The organism is Cognatundibacterium squillarum (assembly GCF_014652435.1).
Taxonomy (GTDB): Bacteria; Pseudomonadota; Gammaproteobacteria; order Burkholderiales; family Burkholderiaceae_D; genus Undibacterium; species Undibacterium squillarum.
The window spans coordinates 183,702-200,474 of the sequence record NZ_BMYU01000006.1 but is presented as its reverse complement, the minus strand read 5'-3'; the positions used below and the strand labels follow the sequence as shown (position 1 = coordinate 200,474).

Below are 16,773 nucleotides of genomic sequence, written 5' to 3'. Positions count from 1 at the left end.
GCGAATTACAACAAATGAAGATTAAAAATATTCTTTAGATATATCGCAGACTTTTCATCAAATTCCTTTTACAAAAGTGCTTTTTTTTGCTTCAATGTTTCCATCAGGAAATTTAACAGGAGCGTAAAAATGACGATGCGTATTCTCGATGAAGCAGAAATTCAGTTAGTCAGTGGCGGTGAAGAACCACCGAAAAAGCCGGATGATCCGATTATTGTTCTCGCCAGCATCATGGAAGCTCCGGTCAACGAAATCAAAATCCTGCCACCACCAACGCAGGACCCGATCCGTAAATAAACGGAGCTGCAATGAAAAAAGCCGGATCGCTCCGGCTTTTTTTGTTTTCAGCGTGGCTAACAGCAAGCTGGTGTTTCAGATGCTGTTCCGGCTGGCTGAAAATCTTTCTTACTGACGAATCAGATAATCAAACGCACCTAACGCAGATTTCGCCCCCTCACCGACCGCAATCACAATTTGTTTGTACGGTACGGTGGTGACGTCACCGGCAGCAAACACACCCGGCACGGATGTCTGACCATGCGCATTGGTCTGAATTTCACCGTGGCGCGACAATTCCAGCGTGCCTTTCAGCCATTCGGTATTCGGTACCAGACCGATCTGAACAAACACACCTTCGAGCTCCACCTTGTTCAGACTGCCGCTGACACGGTCTTCGTAGCTGATCGCATTCACTTTTTTGCCGTCGCCGTGTACTTCCGTGGTGCGGGCATTGGTGATGACGGTCACATTTGGCAGACTGTGCAATTTGCGCTGTAACACCGCATCGGCTTTCAGCTGATCAGCGAATTCCAGCAAAGTCACGTGCTGCACAATACCGGCCAGATCAATCGCGGCTTCGACACCGGAATTACCGCCACCGACCACAGCAACACGCTTGCCTTTGAACAGCGGGCCATCGCAATGTGGGCAGTAAGCGACGCCACGGTTACGGTATTCTTTTTCACCCGGCACATTCATTTCGCGCCAGCGTGCACCGGTCGCCAGAATCACGGCTTTGGCTTTCAGTGTTGCACCACTTGCCAGCTGCACCTGATGCAAACCATCCTGCTGCGTCAGCTTTTCAGCGCGCTGCAGATTCATGATATCCACATCATAGGCTTTGACGTGCTGTTCCAGGGCGACAGCAAATTTCGGGCCTTCCGTTTCTTGTACCGAGATAAAGTTTTCAATCGCCATCGTGTCCAGCGTCTGACCACCGAAGCGTTCCGCCACGATACCGGTGCGGATACCTTTACGCGCTGCGTAAATCGCCGCTGCGGCACCGGCAGGACCACCACCGACAATCAGCACATCGTACGGCGCTTTTTCATTCAGCTTTTCTGCTGCTTTGCTGCCTGCGCTGCTGTCCAGTTTGGCAAGGATTTCTTCCACCGTCATGCGACCCTGACCAAATACCTGACCATTCAGGAACACGGTCGGCACTGCCATGATTTCGCGCTGCTCGACTTCAGACTGGAACAGTGCGCCGTCAATCATCACAGCACGGATTTTCGGATTCAGTACCGCCATCAGATTCAGCGACTGCACCACTTCCGGGCAGTTCTGGCAGCTCAGCGAGATATACACTTCAAACAGCATCTCCTGATCGATGGCGCGGATTTGTTCAATCACGCCGGCATCGGTTTTCGGAGGATGTCCGCCGGCCTGCAGTAATGCCAGTACCAGCGAAGTAAATTCGTGCCCCATCGGAATACCGGCAAAACGAATGCCGATATCATGACCCGGCGATGTCACAGCAAAGCTCGGGCGACGCAGTGCGGGATCTGCATCTTCAGCAATCGAAATCTTGTCAGACAGCTCAGCAATTTCGCTCAGCAGTGTCTGCATTTCACGGGACTTGTCGCTGTCATCCGGAGTCAGAATCAACTGTACGGGTCTGGTCAGACGTTCCAGATAAGCTTTTAATTGCGTTTTGAGATTCGTGTCTAACATGATGCTTCCTGATAATTTTGTCAGAGCTCCGGACCACCCGGAGCTCCTTTACGACACAGGCGCTAATCGCCTGTTACATTAGATCTTGCCAACCAGATCCAGGGATGGTGTCAGTGTTTCTGCGCCTGGAGTCCATTTTGCAGGGCAAACCTGACCTGGATTGTTTGCAACGTATTGTGCAGCCTGTACTTTACGCAGCAATTCTTTTGCATCACGGCCGATGCCCAGATCGTGGATTTCTACTACTTTGATCTGACCTTCAGGATTGATCACGAAAGTACCGCGCAGTGCCAGACCTTCTTCTTCGATCAGAACACCGAAGTTACGGGAGATCGCTTGTGTAGGATCGCCGATCATCGGGTATTCGATTTTACGGATAGTGTCAGATGCGTCAGCCCATGCTTTGTGGGTGAAGTGTGTATCTGTCGATACTGCGTATACTTCCACGCCCATTTTTTTGAATTCAGCGTAATTGTCTGCCAGATCGCCGAGTTCGGTCGGGCAAACGAAAGTGAAGTCAGCCGGGTAGAACACGACAACAGCCCATTTACCTTTCAGATCTTCATCCGAAACGGAAACAAAATTGCCGTTGTGGTATGCAGTTGCTTTAAATGGTTTGATCGTAGTATTGATCAGAGACATGGTCTTTCCTTTCGTGTCAGACGTTGTTGATGAACATGTGCACATCTTAAGACAGACAAGCACATTAATAAAGACAATTAAATTTATCGTTACGATTAAATTTAACTATCAATAACCCTAAGTATACCTGATTCTGATGAAGCCGTTGTGTCAGCAGCCACTGCGGTGCAGCATAAAAATTCCGCAACATACTACGATTTCCTCAGGCGCAATCGTAGGAGAGCACTGCTGTCAACGTTATAATGCGCGACCAACTGAAATGCGAGGAATTTGAGTATGTCTGATCGTCTGGCCGTGTTACCCCAGTATTTGCTGCCGAAAAAAGCACTGACCGCATTTGCCGGTTTCGTCGCCGGTGCCGAAGCCGGTAGCCTGACCACCGCGCTGATACGCTGGTTTGCCGGACGTTACAACGTCAATATGCAGGAAGCCGCCAATCCGGATTTCGCCAGTTATCCCAGCTTCAATGCTTTCTTTACCCGTGCGCTGAAAGCGGGTGTGCGTCCGCTGGCCGATGCGGATCTGGTATGTCCGGTTGACGGCGCGATCAGCCAGTTCGGGCCGATTCGTCAGGGACAGATTTTTCAGGCCAAAGGTCACGATTATTCCGCCACCGCTTTACTGGCTGGTGACAGCAAGGAAGCCGAACGCTATCACGGCGGCCAGTTCGCCACGATTTACCTGAGCCCGCGCGATTACCACCGCATTCATATGCCTTGCGATGGCAAGCTGACGCGTATGGTGTATGTGCCGGGTGATTTGTTTTCAGTGAATCCGACCACAGCACGCGGCGTTCCGGGTTTGTTTGCCCGCAATGAGCGCGTGGTTTGCTATTTTGAAGGCGAGCACGGCCCGTTTGTATTAGTGCTGGTCGGCGCAACTATCGTGGGCAGCATGGCAACTGTCTGGCACGGCGTGGTCAATCCGCCGCGTTTGCCGCAAGTCACAGAATGGCGCTATGACGATCAGTCAATCACGCTGAAAAAAGGCGAAGAAATGGGCCGCTTCCTGCTCGGCTCTACGGTGGTCTTGCTGTTCCCGCAAAACAATCTGCAATTCAATCCGGAATGGACCGCTGCGCGTCCGGTACGTCTGGGTGAAAGCATGGCGAACCAGCCTGCCTGATCTTCCGCACGGCGCTGGCGGCCTGCGTCGCCGCGCCTGTCTGCTGCACACCTCTCAATCTGCTTCGCCGCATGCTGCTGCATCAGCATCTGCGCAAACCTCTGAAAAGATACCTGACCGCGTACACCAGCTGTGCACTGACTGCGTGGCTTGCCTGTATGAAGCCTGCGCTAAGACTGATTACGATGCACTTTTACCGCCATTAGCTGTTTAAATCAGCGTCATTTCATCTCAAAAACAGATACTCCCCCTCCCCGTGCGCTGATTGTCGGCAGAAAGTCTGGCCTGCAGGCACATACCCCCAGGGGGTATTTTTTAGCGAAATCGGCATCATTTTTCTCATTTTTTGCCATTTTTTGCCATTCTTCACCGCTTCCGCAGGCCGCTTCCCGCTTACCCCATCAATGCCACCGCCTAACAAGCGCACCGGCGGAATCGCCGGCAAACCGGCAGACGCAAACGCGCAAAAACCGGTCAGCCACCTCCGCTGGTCCCGGTCATTACAGGCGGTATTTTTTCCCTTGCTGCGCAGCGAATCCGGCGGACTGAACCTAAGTCTGCAGGCGGGCGACTGTTCTTGCCGTACCGGCTATCTGATCCCGCACAAATTTTCAGCAGTAAACCGAGAAAAACGCTTGCCAAAAAAAGAAATATACACAATAATCTAAATAAGAATTGTTCTCATTTATATTCAGAGGAGCAGCGATGGCTGAACTGAAACATGCTGAAACCGGTAACACCGGTGCAACGCGCCTGCCACGTGAACAACGCGTGGTGCCGCGTCTGAAAAGTCAGGATCTGATGCAGCAATCCCGTGAACTGGAAATTGACCACGAAGGCCGGATTTACCGCCTGCGTGTGACCCAGCTGAACAAGCTGATTCTGACCGCCTGACAGCGTTCCACGGGTCGCCAGCCGGAGAGTCTCCCCCTCTCAGCCAGTCAGACACCGCGTCTTTGAAGGAGTGTGAACATGCACCACCGAAACGAAAGCGGCACTGAAATGCAGCCAAACCCGCAAGCGACCCAGCCGGAAATTCTGGTGTCTGCTGTTCTGCACCTGATGTCGCATTACAGCGTGCATGCCAGACAACCGGACCGCCAGCAGGCTTGCCAGAATCTGGCGCCGGTGATTGAGCGGCATCTGAATGTGTTATCCGGCCTGCCGGAACTGACACCGGTACTCAGAGCCACGTGTCAGCAACTGGCAGAACAATGGTCGGCAGTGGTGCAGCGCCCGCAGCCGGCAGCAAGAACAAAGCGATTTTCCTGGCTGATGCCGGAAAAACTGATTTAACCAAGAGGAAACCATGATTGTCTGTGTTTGCCATAACGTCTCTGATTCGCGTATCCGCCGCAGTATTGATGCCGGCGCGGAAAGCTTTGCAGATTTACGTCAGGAATTACAGATCGGCAGTACCTGCGGCAAATGCGCAGGCTGCGCCCGCCAGATTCTGCGCGAACATCAGCCAGCCATCATCCTCAGCCCCGGCGTTCAGCGTTTGCTGAACGGCCTGCAACTCGGACAAGGAGCTGTCGCAGCATGATGTCCCCCGCTCTCTCTTCCGGCCCGTCGCTCAGTTTTCATGTGAATGGCGCGCCAGCCTCCGGTAAATGGATTTCCGTCGGCGTGATTCTGCTGGCGCACGTCGGCCTCGCAATGGCCTTACTGCAAGGCATCACGGTGCCAGCCAGTCAGCCGAAAGAAGTGGTGATGACGCTGATTGCGCCACCGGCACCGCCAACACCGCCGAAAGCACAGCCGGAATTACCAAAACCGAAAACCACCCAGACCACCACCACACCGGCAGTGATTGCGCCTGCCGCCGCACCGGTACAACCGGTAGTTGCCGCGATCAGCACCAGTCCGGAACCGGCACCGCGTGCAGAACCGGTCAGCAGCCATCAGGCAGCCGCACCGGTAGCAGCGCCAGCGGCACCGGTCAGCGCAGGCCCGAAAGTGGTTTCCGCCGTCGAATACCTGCGTCCGCCGCGTCCGGAATATCCGGCCATGGCACGCCGTATGGGTGAAGAAGGCAAAGTCGTGATGCGCGTACTGGTGAACGACAAAGGTCAGGCGGAAAAAATCGATATCCAGCAATCCTCCGGCTCACAACGTCTGGACGATGCCGCACGTATCGCAATTCAGCGTGCGCTGTTCAAACCGTATTTTGAAGATGGCAAAGCAATCGCCATGATCGCCACTGCAACGATCAATTTCGCGATCGATAACTGAACCAGCAATTCACTGACTTACCCTTTGCGGGATGCGGACCGGCAAGCACCGGCCACATCCCGTTTTATTTTTTCTCATTACAACATCCGCTGCACCGGCACTGTCGCTGCTGCCCGCGCGTCCCGTTCACTGCCTGTTGCAGCGCGGTAGCGATGCAACAGCGCAACTGCTATGATGAAGCGGATTTCACCTGAACCATGCAGAAAGGAAGCCGTATGAAAGGCGATGCAACCGTCATCCAGTGGCTGAATGCCCAGCTGACCAATGAACTGACCGCGATTAACCAGTATTTCCTGCATGCCCGCATGTACAAGCACTGGGGTTTCGACAAAATCGCCAAAAAAGAATACGACGAATCCATCGGTGAAATGAAGCATGCCGATAAACTGATCGACCGCATCCTGATGCTGGGTGGCCTGCCGAATCTGCAGGCGCTGCATAAAATCATGATCGGTGAAGATACCAAAGAAATGCTGGAATGCGATCTGAAGCTGGAACAAGGCGCGCAGCAAACCGTGAAAAACGGTATCGCCGCTGCGGAAGCTGCGGCCGACTATGTATCGCGCGATTTACTGCTGGCGATTCTGGAAGATACCGAAGAACATATCGACTGGCTGGAAACCCAGCTGGAACTGATCGATAAAATCGGTATTCAGAATTACCTGCAATCGCAAATGTCGCAGGACGAATAAGCCGCGCAGTCACTGCTCGGAATACCAAAAAAAATGGACGCCGCGGCGTCCATTTTCAGTTATTGGCATGCGGTTCAGGCAAACGGCACGGTGTCGCGGAATGACGGGCGTTCGGACAGTTTATCCGCCAGCTTCGCCAGATTCGGATATGGCGTGCGCCAGTCATATTCCGGAAAACGGAAACTCAGCCAGCCCACGGTACACACCACCGCAATATCGGCCAGCGTCATATGATTACCGAGGTAGTAAGGATGGTCGCCCAGCTGTGCCGACAAAGTCTGCAAACCGGCATCGACCTTGCCCATCTGACGGTCTATCCATGTCTGGCTTTGCTGCGCGTCAGGGCGCAGGGTTTTCTCCAGACGCACCAGAATCGCCGCATCCAGCACGCCGTCTGCAATCGCTTCCCAGCACTTCACATCGGCACGCTCACGGCCCAGACCCGGAATCAGTTTTCCAACCGGTGTCAGCGTATCCAGATATTCCACGATGACACGTGAATCGACCATGGTTTTACCGTCTTCCATGACCAGCGCCGGTACTTTGCCCAGCGGGTTGGTGTGCTGAATCTGTGTTTCTGCTGCCCACACATTTTCCAGGACGAATTCGTAATCCAGCTTTTTTTCCGCCATCACAACGCGGACTTTGCGGACAAAAGGACTTGTTGTTGATCCGATCAGTTTCATAGTGCTTCACAAAAAAGTTTGGTCTGGATTATAACACCGGCCTGTTTTTATCCCTTTTCAGCAGGCCGCTGAAGTCTGCCCGTGATACCCGATACGATACAGTTGATGCGTAATCTGTTCCGATACAGAACAGACTGGAATGCTAAAATGCTGGCTGTCGCGCCCGGTACAACGATGCGGCAGTTTTCTCTGCAAGCTTAGTGGAAAATCTGATCAGACAGACAAAATTTCCACCCGCTGTTGTATTTTGCGCAAGCAATTCTTTTTTACTTTTCATTCTGACCATCATGTCCTTATCTCCGCTTTCTGCTTTGTCCCCGATTGACGGCCGTTACGCCGCCAAAGTTGACGCTCTGCGCAGCACCCTGTCCGAAGCCGGTTTCATGCACCACCGTGTGAAAGTGGAAGTGGCGTGGCTGCAGGCTTTGTCTGAAGCCGGTTTCAGCGAAATCCGTCCGTTCTCTGCGGATGCGGTCGCGCTGCTGAACCGCCTGGTCAGCGAATTTTCCGAAGCCGATGCGCAGCGCATCAAAGAAATCGAAGCCGTCACCAACCATGACGTGAAAGCGGTGGAATACTGGCTGAAAGAAAAAGTTGCCGGTTCTGCAGAACTGGTTGCTGCCAGCGAATTCATTCACTTCGCCTGCACCTCCGAAGACATCAACAACACTTCACACGGCATGATGCTGAAAGCCTCGCGTGACGATGTGATGCTGCCTGCGCTGAACAAACTGATCAGCAAACTGACGGAACTGGCACATCTGAATGCAGAAGTACCGATGCTGTCCCGCACACACGGTCAGCCAGCCAGCCCGAGCACACTGGGTAAAGAACTGGCCAACGTGGTCGCCCGTCTGCGCCGCGCTGCAGACCGTATCGCCAAAGTCGAAATCCTCGGCAAAATGAATGGCGCGGTCGGTAACTACAATGCACACTTGTCTGCCTATCCTGAGCATGACTGGGAAAGCTTCTCCAAAGCTGTGATCGAACAGCGTCTGGGTCTGGTGTACAACCCGTACACCATTCAGATCGAACCGCATGACTACATGGCAGAAATGTTCGATGCCTTTGCCCGCGCTAACACGATTCTGCTGGACCTGAACCGCGATATCTGGGGTTACATCTCCATCGGTTATTTCAAGCAAAAAACCAAAGCCGGTGAAATCGGTTCTTCCACCATGCCGCACAAAGTCAATCCTATCGACTTTGAAAACTCTGAAGGCAATCTGGGGCTGGCAAATTCTCTGCTGCGCCATCTGTCTGAAAAATTGCCGGTATCGCGCTGGCAGCGTGACCTGACCGACTCCACCGTACTGCGCAATATCGGCGTGGCGCTGGGATACACACTGCTGGCCTACGATAGCTGCCTGCGCGGCCTGAATAAACTGGAAACCAATCCTGAACGTCTGGCTGCTGATCTGGATGCGACCTGGGAAGTGCTGGCAGAACCGGTGCAAACCGTGATGCGCCGTTACGGCATTGAAAATCCTTACGAACAGCTGAAAGAACTGACACGCGGCAAAGGCATTTCCAAAGAAGCACTGCGTGAATTCGTTGAAGGTCTGGCGATTCCGCAGGAAGCCAAAGATTTGCTGCTGGCAATGACCCCAGCCAGCTACACCGGTATTGCCGTCAAACTGGCAAAAGCCATCTGACCTGTATCCGCGTCAAAAAAAAGCCAGCCTGTGTTTCACCGGCTGGCTTTTTTATTTGCTGCAAGCTGTTTAGCCGGCTTACTGAACCACGCTGACTCATACCGCTTCATGCTGGCTCAACCTGACTCGCGCAGGTCTGTGCCACTTTATCGGCAAATTGTTGAACTTCCTGCATTCCCAGCTATCCTAAGCAGAATTGTGTTTCCGGTATCAGTGCAGCATTGCTGAATGCCACGTCCGGCAGCAGGTACTGGTGCATTTCCGGAAAATACAGCGGACTTGTGCAGACTTTTTAAAATTGCGCTATATTAGTTCTAATCAGAACCAATTATTTGTTTTGCAGAGGATAGTATGGCTACGCCTTCCCGTTATTCCCCCATCATGATCGCCTTGCACTGGCTGATGGCTTTGCTGATCATCGCCGCGTTCACACTCGGTTTCATTATGACCGATATGCGCATCAGTCCGACCAAACTGCAGTTTTACGCCTGGCATAAATGGCTGGGCGTTACCGTACTCGGACTCGCAGCCTTCCGTCTGATCAGCCGTTTGCTGAGTCAGGTACCGGCACCGGTGGCAGGTCCGGCATGGCAGGAAAAACTGGCGGCCGGTACGCATCTGGCCTTGTATGTGCTGATGTTCGCCGTTCCGGTTTCCGGTTATCTGCATACCTATGCCGCTGGCTATCCTGTTGTGTATCTGGGCTTGTTCGAACTGCCTGCACCGTTTCCACCGCAACCGGAATGGAAACACACGCTGGAAGAAATTCATGAAGTGTTATCCAAGCTGATGCTGGTGACTTTGCTGATGCATATCGCCGGTGCCATCAAACATCAGGTCATTGATAAAGACCGTATTTTCCTGCGCATGATGCCGGGATCTCAATCTGACAAGGAATAAAACATGTCACTCCGCTCAACCATCACCCGTTCCGTTTTCGCCCTGAGTATGGCTGCCGGTTTGCCTTTGCTGGCACAGGCTGCACCGCTGAAAGTCGATACCGCAAAAAGTCAGGTCGCCATTACATTTAAACAAATGAATGTACCGGTCGATGCGACATTTAAAAAGTTCAGTGCGGCGATTGATTTCAATGCCGCTGCCGTCACCAGCTCCAAAGCCAGTTTCGATCTGGATGTTGCCAGCTTTGATCTGGGCGATGCGCAGTACAACAAAGAAGTACAGAAAAAAGAATGGTTTAACGCACCGCAGTTTCCGAAAGCAAATTTCGTCAGCACCGGCATGAAGCAGGCTGCTGGCGGCAAACTGGAAGTGAGCGGCAACCTGACTATCAAAGGCAAAACCACCGCCGTCAGCTTTCCGGTGACGCTGAAGAAAGAAGGCAACAGCCAGATTTTTGAAGGCACACTGCCAATCAAACGCCTGACCTACAACATTGGCGAAGGTGAATGGAAAGATACCAGCATGGTGGCGGATGAAGTTGTAATCCGCTTCCGTATCGTGACGAATCCCTAATCCGGCGCACAATGTGCTCGCTGCAAACAGCGTTTCACAGAATTTTAATTAAATTTGTTTATTAAGATACCCGCCGGAAAATCCGGCGGGATTAACGCAACCCACCAATCCACTGGAGTTTCTCATGTCTGTAAAAAAACTCGTTGCTGCTTTATCCCTGATCGCTGCTGCACCGGTATTCGCTGACAACTACGTTATCGACCCGACCCACACTTACCCAAGCTTTGAAGCAGATCACTTCGGCGGTCTGTCTGTATGGCGCGGTAAGTTCGACAAATCCAGCGGCAAAATCACGCTGGATAAAGCGAAAAAAACCGGTACTGTTGACATCACGATCGATGCAACTTCGGTGAACTTCGGCATGAAAAAAATGGACGATCACGCGAAATCTGCGGATATGTTCAATGTTGAAAAATTCCCTACCGCTACATATAAAGGCAGCAACATCCGTTTTGACGGCGACAAACCGGTTGCTGTTGACGGTGAATTCACTTTCATGGGCGTGACAAAACCACTGACACTGAAAATCAATCAGTTCAAGTGCATCATGCATCCTATGCTGAAAAAAGAAGTCTGCGGTGCTGATGCATCTGCAGAATTTAACCGCGCTGACTTCGGTCTGACTTACGGTCTGCAATACGGTTTCAAACCGGAAGTACGTCTGTCGATTCAGGTTGAAGCCGTCAAAGTTGACTAAGACCTGCAAAGCCGGATGCCGCTGCATGCGGCTTCCGGCGACTGCAAAACTGTGACCGGCTGCTGCCACAGGCAGCACTGGTCACAAAAAAGCAATCTGGCTGCAACGCAACCCTGTCCGTATAATGCGGGCTTCACCGCAGTTGCCGGCCAGAAATCATGCCCGGTGCGGAAACCTGATTATTCCTCCCTTATGGCTAAGAACTATCTGCGCAGCATCCGTCTGCTCTCCGAATGTATGCAATTGTTTGAACTGGCATCGGCACGCACGGTGCGCCAGTTCGGGCTGACCCATTCCCAGTTCGATATCATCGCGACACTTGGCAATACGCCCGGCATGACCTGTAAAGAACTCGGCGAAAAAACCCTGATTACCAAAGGTACGCTGACCGGCGTGCTGGACCGGCTGGAACAAAAAGGCTGGATACAGCGTGAACGCGGCAATGATGACCGCCGCCAGTTATTTATCCGCCTGACGGCAGAAGGCGAACGCTTGTTTGATGAAGTGTTCCCGCAAGTGGTTGCCACCGGTGCGCGCCGCTTTACCGATTACGCAGACGAAGATTTCGATACGCTGGAACAGGCGCTGATCAAGCTGAAACAGCATCTGAGCGACGCTGTCTGATCTCTGCATCCCACCCTGCTCTTTTCTGCCGGAACATCCGCTCCGGCACTGACAACTCCGGTTTTGCCGGCACACATTATGCAGCTATCGTCATTTGCAATTTCCGGAAGCCCGGACTTTCTGCCGATGACCGCCGGATCGCTGTGCCAAACTCCGCATTTGACCTGTTTTTGGCCGTTTTTCAGGCATTTTTGAAGATTCACCAGGCTGCCTGACGCCTTCAGTCCAACCGCCATCAACACCAGCACGCCAATCAAACAAACAGCCCCGCTCTCTTTTCAGAAAGCGGGGCTGTTGTGCTGCAAGCCTGTCCTGCTCAGCAGGTCTTCGCTTCAGACCCTGGCAGATGAAGACGGTGCGTCGTGCAGATCGTCACCGGTAATCGGGCCTTTACCGCTGTATTTATCCAGCGCCAGATAAATCACCGGCGTGATGAACAGCGTAATCGCCTGTGAGAATACCAGACCACCCACCACCGCCAGACCCAGCGGCTGACGCAGCTCTGCGCCGGCACCGAGGCCTAAGGCAATCGGCAAGGCACCGACTGCCGCCGCCAGCGTGGTCATCATGATAGGACGGAAACGCTGAATACAGGCTTCGCGTATCGCTTCTGCCGGTGTCATGCCCTGATGGCGCTGCGCATCCAGTGCGAAGTCAATCATCATGATCGCGTTTTTCTTCACGATACCGATCAGCAGCAAAATACCAATCGTCGCGATCAGCGTCAGATCTTCGCCAAACCATTTCAGCGTCAGCAAAGCCCCCACCGCTGCCGAAGGCAAACCGGCCAGAATCGTAATCGGATGAATATAACTTTCATACAGTACACCGAGCAGCACATAAATCACCAGCAAGGCTGCCACGATCAACACCACCTGACCGGATTGCGTATCTTTAAACACCGCAGCATCGCCACCGTAAGTGGTGATAATGGACGATGGCATTTTGATTTCATCGCGGAATTTTTCGATACGGGTGGTTGCCTCACCCAGCGCCAGTTCCGGCGACAGGTTGAACGATACCGTGACCGCCTGTAACTGCCCCACGTGGTTAATCGAGGTCGGGCCAACGGTACGGCGCACAGTCGCCACGCTGCTCAGCGGAATCAGGCTGCCGGTATTGGTGCGAACGTAAATCCCTTCAATCGCGTTCTCATCCTTTTTCTGATCCGGTGCGACTTCCATGATGACCTGATAGCTGTCCACGCTGGTAAACATGGTCGATACCTGACGTTCACCAAACGCGCTGTACAACGCTGAACGGATCGCATCCATGCCAACGCCATAGGTATTCGCACGGTCACGGTCGATATCCACGGATGCCTGCAAACCTTTTAACTGCGCATCCGTCGTCACATCTTTAAAGCCCGGATCTGCACGCAGTTTTTCCTGCAGCTTATTCGCCCAGCCGTTCAGTTCACCGGCTTCCACACTTTGCAGAATGTACTGATACTGGCTCTTACTCTGACGTCCGCCCAGCTGCAGATTCTGCGTAGGACGGAAGAAGACAGTAATGCCCGGCACTTCCGCGACTTTTTTACGCAAGCCCTCCACCACTTCTTTCATCGGCTTACGTTCGCCGCGTGGTTTCAGGTTGATAAACATACGGCCATTGTTCTGCGCACCGCTGCCGCCGTTAAACGAGGTTGCGGTGGCGACATTCGGATCTTCACGGATAATGCGCGCGACTTTGTCCTGCAGCTGCACCATCGCCGGGAATGAAGTTTCTTCCGAGGCTTCTGTCGTCACGTTGATCTGACCGATATCTTCCTGCGGGAAAAAACCTTTCGGAATATCGTTGAACAGATACGCGGTTGCAACGAAGGTTCCCAAGGCAACCATCAGCACGGTTTTACGATGCGCGAGCGCCGCATCCAGCCAGCGCGTATAAAACTTCAGCGACGCGTCGAAAGCAGATTCAAAGCTGTGCAGAATCGCTGCAACGGCTTTCGGCGGTTCTTTCATCTCATGCTCACTGCGCAGGAATTGCGCTGCCAGCATCGGTACCAGTGTCAGCGATACAAAGGCCGACGCCAGAATCGCCAGACTGACAATCACCGCAAATTCATGGAACAGCTGACCGATGACGCCCGGCATAAAGAAGATAGGAATAAACACCGCCACCAACGAAGTGGAAATCGAAATAATCGTAAAACCGACTTCGCGTGAACCTTTCAGCGCGGCCTGAAACGGTTTCTCGCCCATCTCGATATGACGCATGATGTTTTCCAGCATCACAATCGCATCGTCCACCACCAGCCCGACCGCCAGCGTCAGGCCGAGCAGCGAAATATTGTCCAGCGTATAGCCAAAGCCCCACAACAAACTGATCGCACCGACGATGGAGACTGGCAGAGACAGCGTTGGAATCACAGTGGCGACCAGACGGCGCAGGAACAGGAAAATCACCACCACCACCAGCACGATGGTCAGGATCATGGTCAGATTCACGTCATGCAGCGCTTCGCGTATCGATACAGAGCGGTCGTTCACCAGCGTCATCTTCACGGATTCCGGCAACTGCGCCTTAAAGCCCGGCAGTGCGGCTTTGATCGAATCGACGACTTTCACGGTGTTCGCGTCCGACTGACGCTGAATCGCCAGCGTAATCGAACTTTCACCCATGAAATTGGCGGCGGTTTTGACTTGCTCGTAACTGTCTTCCACGCTCGCGACATCACGCAGACGCACCACCTGACCACCTTTATTGCTGACCACCAGATTGGCAAATTCCGCCGCACTCTGTAACTGGCGGTTTGCCAGAATCGTCAGCGTTTGTTTGTCGCCGTCCAGTGTTCCTGCGGGCGTGTTGGCATTCGCTGTGCGGATTGCCGCAGACAGCTCATCCAGCGTCAGATTACGTGCTGCCAGCGCGCCCGGATTCACGCGGATACGCACGGCGTAACGTTTGATACCGAAGATATTCACCTGCGCCACACCTTCCAGCGTGGACAGCGACGGCGAAATCAGATGCTCCGCGTAGCTGGTCAGTTCTGCCAGACTCAGCGACGGTGACTGCAGTGCGATAAACAGTACCGGTGCATCGGCCGGATTCACCTTGCGGTAAGAAGGCGGCGATGTCATTTCCACCGGCAGCGAACGCTGCGCACGCAGCAAAGCTGCCTGCACATCGACCGCGGCGGCATCGATATTGCGGTTCTGATCAAATTCCAGCGTCAGCGAGGTATTGCCGAGTGTGTTGTTCGAGCTGATCACAGACAAGCCGGGAATGGTGGCGAACTGCTTTTCCAGTGGCAACGCCACCGAGGTCGCCATGGTTTCCGGACTGGCACCAGGCAAGTTTGCACCCACGTTAATCACCGGCGTGTTATAGCTCGGTAACGCAGCAATCGGGATATAGCGATAGGCCAGAATACCGGCGATCACAATCGACAGATTCAGCAATACTGTCATCACCGGACGGCGGATAAACAATTCAGACAAATTCATGATGCGCTCGCTGCGGATGCACTGGCGGAAGCGGCCGGAGCCGGTTTGGCATCTTTCGCATCCTTCAAGTCTGTGCTGCCATCTTTCGCGCTGTCCTTCGCGCCGGATTTATCTTTAGTGTCTTTGCTTTCTGCAGAACGCTCTTTGATCAGCGATCCCGGACGCAGATTCTGTTTACCATCCACCACAACGCGCGCACCGGCTTCAATACCGGTAATCACTGCATCATTCTGCAGGCTGGTCACGACTTGCACCGGTTTCAGTTCTGCCTTGCCTTCAGCACCGGCAATATACACGGCAGAACCCTTAGGATTGACGATCACCGCTTCACGCGGCACCACCAGCGCATCTTTCAGGGTCTGTACACTGAAATCGACATTCACATACGCACCGGGCCACAACTTCATCTCTTTATTTTCAAATTCAGCTTTGACTTTGACAGTACCGGAGGAAGCATCCACCACATTATCTACAAACTTCAGTTTGCCTTTGAACTTGCCGCCATTGTCCGGCAGGCTGGCATACACATAGCTGTCGCTGCGCTGCAGGCTTTGCAAAGCTGCACTGAGATGACGCTGTGGTAACGGGAAAGTCACGGTAATCGGATCCATCTGCGTGATCGTGACCAGTGCCGCCGAACCAGGCTGCACCAGCGACCCCGGATACACACTAACAATACCGGTACGGCCGGAGGAAGGCGCGACAATGCGCTGATAGCTCAGCGCGACTTTGGCCGCTGCCACCGCCGCTTTGTCCGAAGCGACAACTGCGGTCTGCGCATCGACCTGTGCCTGCGCAGTATCCACTGCGCTCTGGGCGACGAACTTACGTGCCACCAGTTCTTTGCTGCGTGCCAGCTGGCGCTGGTTGTCTGCCAGTGTCGCGACATCTTTATCCAGCTGCGCCTGCGCTTTGGCCAGATTCACTTCATCGGCGCGGCTGTCAAAACTGAACAGTAAGTCACCGGCCTTCACAAACTGACCTTCTTTAATATGCACTTTGGTAATGGTGCTGGTGACTTGCGGACGGATGTCGACCATATTCGGTGAAGAAACGACACCGTTAGCACTGATCGTTACCGGAAAATCTTTTTGCTGAACACTGACTAAAGAAACGCTTACCGGACGGGCCGGTTTCTGCTCTTTGGCGCCGGCCGACGGAGCATTTCCTTCTGCCTTTGGTGCATTACCCCATTTCAGATAACTGCCACCTGCAATCGCGGCAATGGCCGCAACAATTGTCAATGTTTTTAATTTACTCATAACGGTATTCCCTGTGCAGACCGCCTTCTGACCGCGTGTGCGGCAGAAAGTTCTGTGATTACGGTGGCCACCGGTACGGCCAGCGGATTGAAACCGGATTATCCTTCCGCCATCTGACAGCGGAATTACAGCGTCGCAGCACGTGCCCGTATGCGGCAGTATTGCTGCTGACATGCCTGCTGTGCGGGCTGAATGCCATCGCGCAGCAGCTGAGGACTCATACGCGCAATGCTAACAAATAAAAAAAGCCGGCAATCAAGCCGGCTTTCCTGAGATACCT

At 53.3% G+C, this 16,773-nt stretch carries 17 protein-coding genes; 12 read left to right on the top strand and 5 right to left on the bottom strand.

What is annotated here, in order from left to right:
• The first annotated feature begins 129 nt into the window (after nucleotides 1–129).
• Complete coding sequence (locus tag IE092_RS13205) at nucleotides 130–297, top strand: hypothetical protein (protein ID WP_189357659.1); 168 nt, start codon at nucleotides 130–132, stop codon at nucleotides 295–297.
• A gap of 108 nt (nucleotides 298–405) precedes the next feature.
• On the opposite strand, the gene ahpF is transcribed toward IE092_RS13205, so the two are convergent.
• On the bottom strand, nucleotides 406–1,953 hold the full coding sequence (ahpF, locus tag IE092_RS13200) for an alkyl hydroperoxide reductase subunit F (RefSeq protein ID WP_189357658.1): 1,548 nt from the start codon (nucleotides 1,951–1,953) through the stop codon (nucleotides 406–408).
• 78 nt (nucleotides 1,954–2,031) lie between these two features.
• Complete coding sequence (ahpC, locus tag IE092_RS13195; RefSeq protein WP_189357657.1) at nucleotides 2,032–2,595, bottom strand: alkyl hydroperoxide reductase subunit C; 564 nt, start codon at nucleotides 2,593–2,595, stop codon at nucleotides 2,032–2,034.
• 276 nt (nucleotides 2,596–2,871) lie between these two features.
• On the opposite strand from ahpC, the gene asd reads away from it, so the two are divergent.
• The 6 genes from asd to bfr all read left to right on the top strand — a co-directional run bounded on the left by asd (nucleotide 2,872) and on the right by bfr (nucleotide 6,647).
• Nucleotides 2,872–3,720, top strand: a complete 849-nt coding sequence (gene asd, locus IE092_RS13190) for an archaetidylserine decarboxylase (RefSeq protein ID WP_189357656.1) — start codon at nucleotides 2,872–2,874, stop codon at nucleotides 3,718–3,720.
• Nucleotides 3,721–4,425: 705 nt separating this feature from the next.
• Complete coding sequence (hemP, locus tag IE092_RS13185) at nucleotides 4,426–4,614, top strand: hemin uptake protein HemP (protein ID WP_189357655.1); 189 nt, start codon at nucleotides 4,426–4,428, stop codon at nucleotides 4,612–4,614.
• 78 nt (nucleotides 4,615–4,692) lie between these two features.
• Nucleotides 4,693–5,016, top strand: coding sequence for a hypothetical protein (locus IE092_RS13180; protein WP_189357654.1), 324 nt, complete (start codon nucleotides 4,693–4,695; stop codon nucleotides 5,014–5,016).
• A 13-nt stretch (nucleotides 5,017–5,029) separates the two neighbouring features.
• Nucleotides 5,030–5,266 (top strand): (2Fe-2S)-binding protein, encoded by a 237-nt coding sequence (locus IE092_RS13175; RefSeq protein ID WP_189357653.1) that lies wholly within the window; start codon nucleotides 5,030–5,032, stop codon nucleotides 5,264–5,266.
• Complete coding sequence (locus IE092_RS13170) at nucleotides 5,263–5,955, top strand: energy transducer TonB (RefSeq protein WP_229793165.1); 693 nt, start codon at nucleotides 5,263–5,265, stop codon at nucleotides 5,953–5,955. Before IE092_RS13175 ends, IE092_RS13170 begins: the two co-directional genes overlap by 4 nt.
• A 215-nt stretch (nucleotides 5,956–6,170) precedes the next feature.
• Nucleotides 6,171–6,647 carry a bacterioferritin gene (gene bfr, locus IE092_RS13165; RefSeq protein WP_189357652.1) on the top strand — a complete coding sequence of 159 codons (477 nt, stop codon included), beginning with the start codon at nucleotides 6,171–6,173 and terminating at the stop codon, nucleotides 6,645–6,647.
• Between the two features lie 74 nt (nucleotides 6,648–6,721).
• On the opposite strand, the gene IE092_RS13160 is transcribed toward bfr, so the two are convergent.
• Nucleotides 6,722–7,333 carry a glutathione S-transferase N-terminal domain-containing protein gene (locus IE092_RS13160; RefSeq protein ID WP_189357651.1) on the bottom strand — a complete coding sequence of 204 codons (612 nt, stop codon included), beginning with the start codon at nucleotides 7,331–7,333 and terminating at the stop codon, nucleotides 6,722–6,724.
• Nucleotides 7,334–7,620: 287 nt separating this feature from the next.
• On the opposite strand from IE092_RS13160, the gene purB reads away from it, so the two are divergent.
• From purB to IE092_RS13135, 5 genes are all read left to right on the top strand, one after another.
• Nucleotides 7,621–8,988: an adenylosuccinate lyase gene (purB, locus tag IE092_RS13155; protein WP_189357650.1), complete on the top strand. Its 1,368-nt coding sequence runs from the start codon at nucleotides 7,621–7,623 to the stop codon at nucleotides 8,986–8,988.
• A gap of 330 nt (nucleotides 8,989–9,318) precedes the next feature.
• On the top strand, nucleotides 9,319–9,888 hold the full coding sequence (locus IE092_RS13150) for a cytochrome b (protein WP_373295336.1): 570 nt from the start codon (nucleotides 9,319–9,321) through the stop codon (nucleotides 9,886–9,888).
• Between the two features lie 3 nt (nucleotides 9,889–9,891).
• Nucleotides 9,892–10,461: a YceI family protein gene (locus IE092_RS13145; protein WP_189357648.1), complete on the top strand. Its 570-nt coding sequence runs from the start codon at nucleotides 9,892–9,894 to the stop codon at nucleotides 10,459–10,461.
• Nucleotides 10,462–10,585: 124 nt separating this feature from the next.
• Nucleotides 10,586–11,158: a YceI family protein gene (locus IE092_RS13140; protein ID WP_189357647.1), complete on the top strand. Its 573-nt coding sequence runs from the start codon at nucleotides 10,586–10,588 to the stop codon at nucleotides 11,156–11,158.
• A 192-nt stretch (nucleotides 11,159–11,350) separates the two neighbouring features.
• On the top strand, nucleotides 11,351–11,782 hold the full coding sequence (locus IE092_RS13135; protein WP_189357646.1) for a MarR family winged helix-turn-helix transcriptional regulator: 432 nt from the start codon (nucleotides 11,351–11,353) through the stop codon (nucleotides 11,780–11,782).
• 332 nt (nucleotides 11,783–12,114) lie between these two features.
• On the opposite strand, the gene IE092_RS13130 is transcribed toward IE092_RS13135, so the two are convergent.
• Both IE092_RS13130 and IE092_RS13125 read right to left on the bottom strand, forming a co-directional pair.
• Nucleotides 12,115–15,231, bottom strand: coding sequence for an efflux RND transporter permease subunit (locus IE092_RS13130; protein ID WP_189357645.1), 3,117 nt, complete (start codon nucleotides 15,229–15,231; stop codon nucleotides 12,115–12,117).
• Nucleotides 15,228–16,493: an efflux RND transporter periplasmic adaptor subunit gene (locus IE092_RS13125; RefSeq protein ID WP_189357644.1), complete on the bottom strand. Its 1,266-nt coding sequence runs from the start codon at nucleotides 16,491–16,493 to the stop codon at nucleotides 15,228–15,230. Before IE092_RS13125 ends, IE092_RS13130 begins: the two co-directional genes overlap by 4 nt.
• Between the last annotated feature and the right edge of the window lie 280 nt (nucleotides 16,494–16,773).

Excerpts from the sequence above, each read along its gene's own strand:
- ahpC (WP_189357657.1), bottom strand. The coding sequence starts at position 2,595 with ATGTCTCTGATCAATACTACGATCAAACCATTTAAAGCAACTGCATAC.
- IE092_RS13205 (WP_189357659.1), top strand. The coding sequence starts at position 130 with ATGACGATGCGTATTCTCGATGAAGCAGAAATTCAGTTAGTCAGTGGC.
- bfr (WP_189357652.1), top strand. The coding sequence starts at position 6,171 with ATGAAAGGCGATGCAACCGTCATCCAGTGGCTGAATGCCCAGCTGACC.
- asd (WP_189357656.1), top strand. The coding sequence starts at position 2,872 with ATGTCTGATCGTCTGGCCGTGTTACCCCAGTATTTGCTGCCGAAAAAA.
- purB (WP_189357650.1), top strand. The coding sequence starts at position 7,621 with ATGTCCTTATCTCCGCTTTCTGCTTTGTCCCCGATTGACGGCCGTTAC.
- hemP (WP_189357655.1), top strand. The coding sequence starts at position 4,426 with ATGGCTGAACTGAAACATGCTGAAACCGGTAACACCGGTGCAACGCGC.
- IE092_RS13125 (WP_189357644.1), bottom strand. The coding sequence starts at position 16,493 with ATGAGTAAATTAAAAACATTGACAATTGTTGCGGCCATTGCCGCGATT.
- IE092_RS13130 (WP_189357645.1), bottom strand. The coding sequence starts at position 15,231 with ATGAATTTGTCTGAATTGTTTATCCGCCGTCCGGTGATGACAGTATTG.
- IE092_RS13145 (WP_189357648.1), top strand. The coding sequence starts at position 9,892 with ATGTCACTCCGCTCAACCATCACCCGTTCCGTTTTCGCCCTGAGTATG.
- ahpF (WP_189357658.1), bottom strand. The coding sequence starts at position 1,953 with ATGTTAGACACGAATCTCAAAACGCAATTAAAAGCTTATCTGGAACGT.
- IE092_RS13170 (WP_229793165.1), top strand. The coding sequence starts at position 5,263 with ATGATGTCCCCCGCTCTCTCTTCCGGCCCGTCGCTCAGTTTTCATGTG.
- IE092_RS13140 (WP_189357647.1), top strand. The coding sequence starts at position 10,586 with ATGTCTGTAAAAAAACTCGTTGCTGCTTTATCCCTGATCGCTGCTGCA.
- IE092_RS13175 (WP_189357653.1), top strand. The coding sequence starts at position 5,030 with ATGATTGTCTGTGTTTGCCATAACGTCTCTGATTCGCGTATCCGCCGC.
- IE092_RS13135 (WP_189357646.1), top strand. The coding sequence starts at position 11,351 with ATGGCTAAGAACTATCTGCGCAGCATCCGTCTGCTCTCCGAATGTATG.
- IE092_RS13160 (WP_189357651.1), bottom strand. The coding sequence starts at position 7,333 with ATGAAACTGATCGGATCAACAACAAGTCCTTTTGTCCGCAAAGTCCGC.
- IE092_RS13180 (WP_189357654.1), top strand. The coding sequence starts at position 4,693 with ATGCACCACCGAAACGAAAGCGGCACTGAAATGCAGCCAAACCCGCAA.